We start from the raw sequence: 3,537 nt of genomic DNA, 5'->3' as shown, positions 1-3,537 counted from the left end.
ATCACCCCGATCGGGCAATCCAAAGCATTCCGCGCAAGTCAAGGCCGGGCACGGCGATCCTCTCGTGACGCTCACGAAGCCGCCGAGCGCCTGCCGAGCCGCCGGTTGGAAGACGAGCGATGGCCTGGCGCTGAGCGGATCCTGTTTCCAGTCGGCCAGGTCATACGAGATCATCGAGCCGGCTGCGAAGCGACTGTCGCCGGACGGCGTCCAGTCTTCGTTGAGCGTCACGAGCAGGCGACCACTGGCGATGCCGCCGATGGTCGCCTTCTTTGGCAGGTTGAGCTTGATCGGCCCCTTAGGCCCAAAGAGCACATACTCCTGCTCAAACCTGCTGATGGCGCGCACGGCCCCGGTGGCATGGACCTTGCCTTCACTGTCCCGCAGCACGAATGGCACTGTACTGGCATCGGTCGGTTCGCCGCGGAAGACCTCGCGCGCTTGAACCAGCGGCTGAGCGCGCTTGAGCTCTTTCACGACGAAAGGGTAGCCGGCCTTCGTCATGGTCCCTTCGCCCCAATCTCGTGCGATGAGGATCGTGTCCCCGTCGACCCAGCTGACGCTCTGCTTTCCCTCCGGAAGGTCGAAGCCGGTCGTGACGAAGGCTTTGGCGTTCCGGTCGAACTCGCGCACGAACCCCGCGTCCTTGCCGCCGTCTGAAAGTTCGGCCAGGCACAGGCGCCCTTCAGGGGGCAGGCAGCTGCCGCCTCGAAAAACCCAGTTCTTCCCCTCCGCGAGCGCCAGCGCGTCGATGTCGAGGATGATCTCCCAGCGCGGGTCCGGGGTGCGATAGCTTTCAAGCGTGGTATCCTGGACTGACTCGGCCGCCCAGACTCGCTTCTTGCGGGCTGGGCGGAAAGGGACGGAGGATGTGCATCGACCTCGAGGAGCGGACATACGGGAACGGTGCCCGCCGACCGGTGCCAAGCAAGCAGCGCGCCAGTTGAAAATTGGAGGTTTTCCAGTCACTTGGTACTGGGGTGCATGCGTCAAGTTGTGGACATTGGTTCAAAGCCGACAATCACGCTGTTAGCGTCGACAGTATTCTTCTGAGCATTATGCTTCTGACCATTGGAGCAACGGCGTCCTGCTCTGGTACGTCACGCCAGCATCGTCGTTGAACGCGCAATAATGGATTCACGCAGACCCTGCGTTGAAAACGGCTCGTGTCAAAAAAAGCCCACGCGCCGGGAATTGACGGTGGCTTGGTGCAGGTAGCGCGAAACGCATCTCAGCGCGTTGTGTCATAATGCTGAGGAGCCAGTGACGAGTGAAGTGTAAGCGACGTCTATGTCCCATTCGCAAAGATTTGGAGGGACGGATTGCAACGCGTTGGCGCAACGGATTGCAATCTGTTGATCAACGCGTTGCAAATCGTTGAAGTCGCGTGTGGAGGGGCAACAGAGGATTACGGGGTTCGGCCGAACGACCAGGGCATGAGTTCGTCGATCCGCGCCTGTGGGTGTCCGGCCGCGATCGCTTCGAGCGTCGCCTTCATCCAGGCGTAGGGCTCGACGTTGTTGATCTTGCAAGTAGCGATGAGCGAAGCTATGCGCGCCCATGAACGTCCGCCTTCGTCGTGACCTGCAAACAACGAATTTTTGCGCGTCAGCACCAGCGGCCTGATCTGATTTTCGACCGGGTTGGTAACCGGTATGAGATGTCTCGGTGCCAACGTTCCGCTGCGGTGTTCTACATCGTGGCGTAGGGTGCGACCATCGGGACAGAGGCACCGGGAGCACGAAGTGCGGGCAGGCCGATGCACACGATGAGCCGAGAGCTCGAGTTAGTAGCTGGCCGCCTCTGCGACTCGCCCGGTTGCGCCGCGAGCGCGAATCCGTAGTTGTCGTGTCGCCCGCAGCTCCCATCGTTGTCCGGCAGAGGAGGTGCGAATGCGACGGGTAATTGGCATTGATGTCCACCGAACCTTCGGGGAGGTGGTATTTTGGGAGAACGGCAGGCTCCGACATGCGGGCCGCATTGATATGACGCGGACTGCGCTGGAGGGATTTGGCAAGACCCTGCTGGCCGGTGATGAGGTGGTGCTCGAAGCGACCGGCAACAGCATGGCGGTGTCGCGAGTGCTGGCGCCATTCGTGGCGCGGGTGATTATCGCCAATCCGTTGCAGGTGAAGGCGATCGCCCAGGCTCACGTCAAGACCGACAAGATCGATGCCGGCACGCTCGCCAGTTTGCAGGCGGCGGGCTACCTGCCGCAGCTCTGGACGCCTGACGCGGAGACCGAGCGCAAGCGTAGGCTGGTGGCGCGGCGCTACCAGGTCGTGCGGCACCGTACGCGGCTCAAGAACGAGGTGCATTCGATCCTGCACGCGCACCTGATCCCGAAGTGCCCGCATGCCGATCTTTTCAACGCCCGCGGCCGGGCGTGGTTGGCCGCTCAACAGTTGCCAGACGATGAGCGGGCGGCCGTCGATCGGCACGTCCGTGAGCTTGACCGTTTGGCCGAAGACCTGGCCCTGCTCGATCGCGAGATCGCACAGGACGCAATCGAGGATTCCGCGGTGAACAGATTGATGACGATCACCGGCGTGAATCTGGCGGTCGCCGCCGGAATCGTGGCGGCGATCGGCGACATCAACCGGTTCAACAGCCCGCAGAAGCTGGTGAGCTATTTCGGGCTGAACCCGCGGGTGCGGCAGTCCGGGCTGGGAGCCGTCCACCACGGCCGTATCAGCAAGATCGGCCGCAGTCATGCGCGCGCCATGCTGGTCGAGGCGGCCTGGGCAGCGGCCAAGGCGCCCGGTCCACTGCATGCTGTTTTCGTGCGCATCCGCGCCCGACGCGGCCATCAGATCGCCGCGGTGGCCGTGGCTCGGAAGCTCACTGTGCTCTGCTGGCATTTGCTGACAAAGGGCGAGGATTACCTGTGGGCGCGCCCGGCGCTGGTCGCCAATAAGACCCGCGCGATGCAACTTCAAGCCGGACATCCACAACAGAAAGGGAGCCGCCGTGGACCAGCCTATGCCTACAACATCAAGGCGCTGCGCGACCGCGAGATGTTGATTGCCGCCCAGGCGGAGCAAAGCTACGAACGATTCGTGTCGCAATGGAAGCCGCGGCACCCAAAAACCGGCGCGCGGGCGCCTCAGTTCGGCAGGACAAAATAGGCAGTCCGGTGACGCTTGCAGCCGACGCGTCACGCTTCGCCACGAGGTCGCCCGCGCCCGACAACCATAGTCGCGGCTGACGGCAAGTTCTAGGCAGGAATGCAGTCCCGTTCCACTGCCAGTGTGCCGCCGTGCTCGGGCCGGTCAAGGCCAAGCCTTGCGGTGGCCGCAAACGCGGCCAGCCTTGACCGCCCCTGCGCGCGACGGCTGCGAGATCGGTGGCCGGGACGGAAGAATGGCCCGCAGCGCGACCGAACAAAAGAATGGACTTACGGCGACCTTTGCAATCTTCGTCTCGGCCATGAAGAAAGCGCTTGTCCATCTCATCCGTATGTGTGCCTTGCAAGGCGCACTGTTCTCCCTGGTGGAAACCCAGGCCGGCTAACTCTCGCTCCAGCCGGAAGTATTC

2 protein-coding genes and 2 pseudogenes are annotated in these 3,537 nt (G+C 62.8%); 2 read left to right on the top strand and 2 right to left on the bottom strand.

The window, feature by feature from the left end:
* Both AAFX91_RS39950 and AAFX91_RS39945 read right to left on the bottom strand, forming a co-directional pair.
* Positions 1-927: pseudogene (locus tag AAFX91_RS39950) on the bottom strand (hypothetical protein); the annotation flags it as partial.
* A gap of 481 nt (positions 928-1,408) precedes the next feature.
* Positions 1,409-1,648: pseudogene (locus tag AAFX91_RS39945) on the bottom strand (transposase domain-containing protein); the annotation flags it as partial.
* A gap of 262 nt (positions 1,649-1,910) precedes the next feature.
* Here AAFX91_RS39945 and AAFX91_RS39940 point away from each other — a divergent pair.
* Complete coding sequence (locus tag AAFX91_RS39940) at positions 1,911-3,128, top strand: IS110 family transposase (RefSeq protein WP_394570160.1); 1,218 nt, start codon at positions 1,911-1,913, stop codon at positions 3,126-3,128.
* A 235-nt stretch (positions 3,129-3,363) separates the two neighbouring features.
* Positions 3,364-3,513, top strand: coding sequence for a hypothetical protein (locus tag AAFX91_RS39935; RefSeq protein WP_394570159.1), 150 nt, complete (start codon positions 3,364-3,366; stop codon positions 3,511-3,513).
* Positions 3,514-3,537 lie beyond the last annotated feature (24 nt).

It is taken from the genome of Bradyrhizobium sp. 31Argb (assembly GCF_043638955.1).
In the GTDB taxonomy this organism is placed as follows: domain Bacteria; phylum Pseudomonadota; class Alphaproteobacteria; order Rhizobiales; family Xanthobacteraceae; genus Bradyrhizobium.
The sequence above is the reverse complement of the archived record's forward strand: the minus strand, read 5'-3'. Positions and strand labels throughout refer to the sequence as shown.

Excerpts from the sequence above, each read along its gene's own strand:
- AAFX91_RS39935 (WP_394570159.1), top strand. The coding sequence starts at position 3,364 with ATGGCCCGCAGCGCGACCGAACAAAAGAATGGACTTACGGCGACCTTT.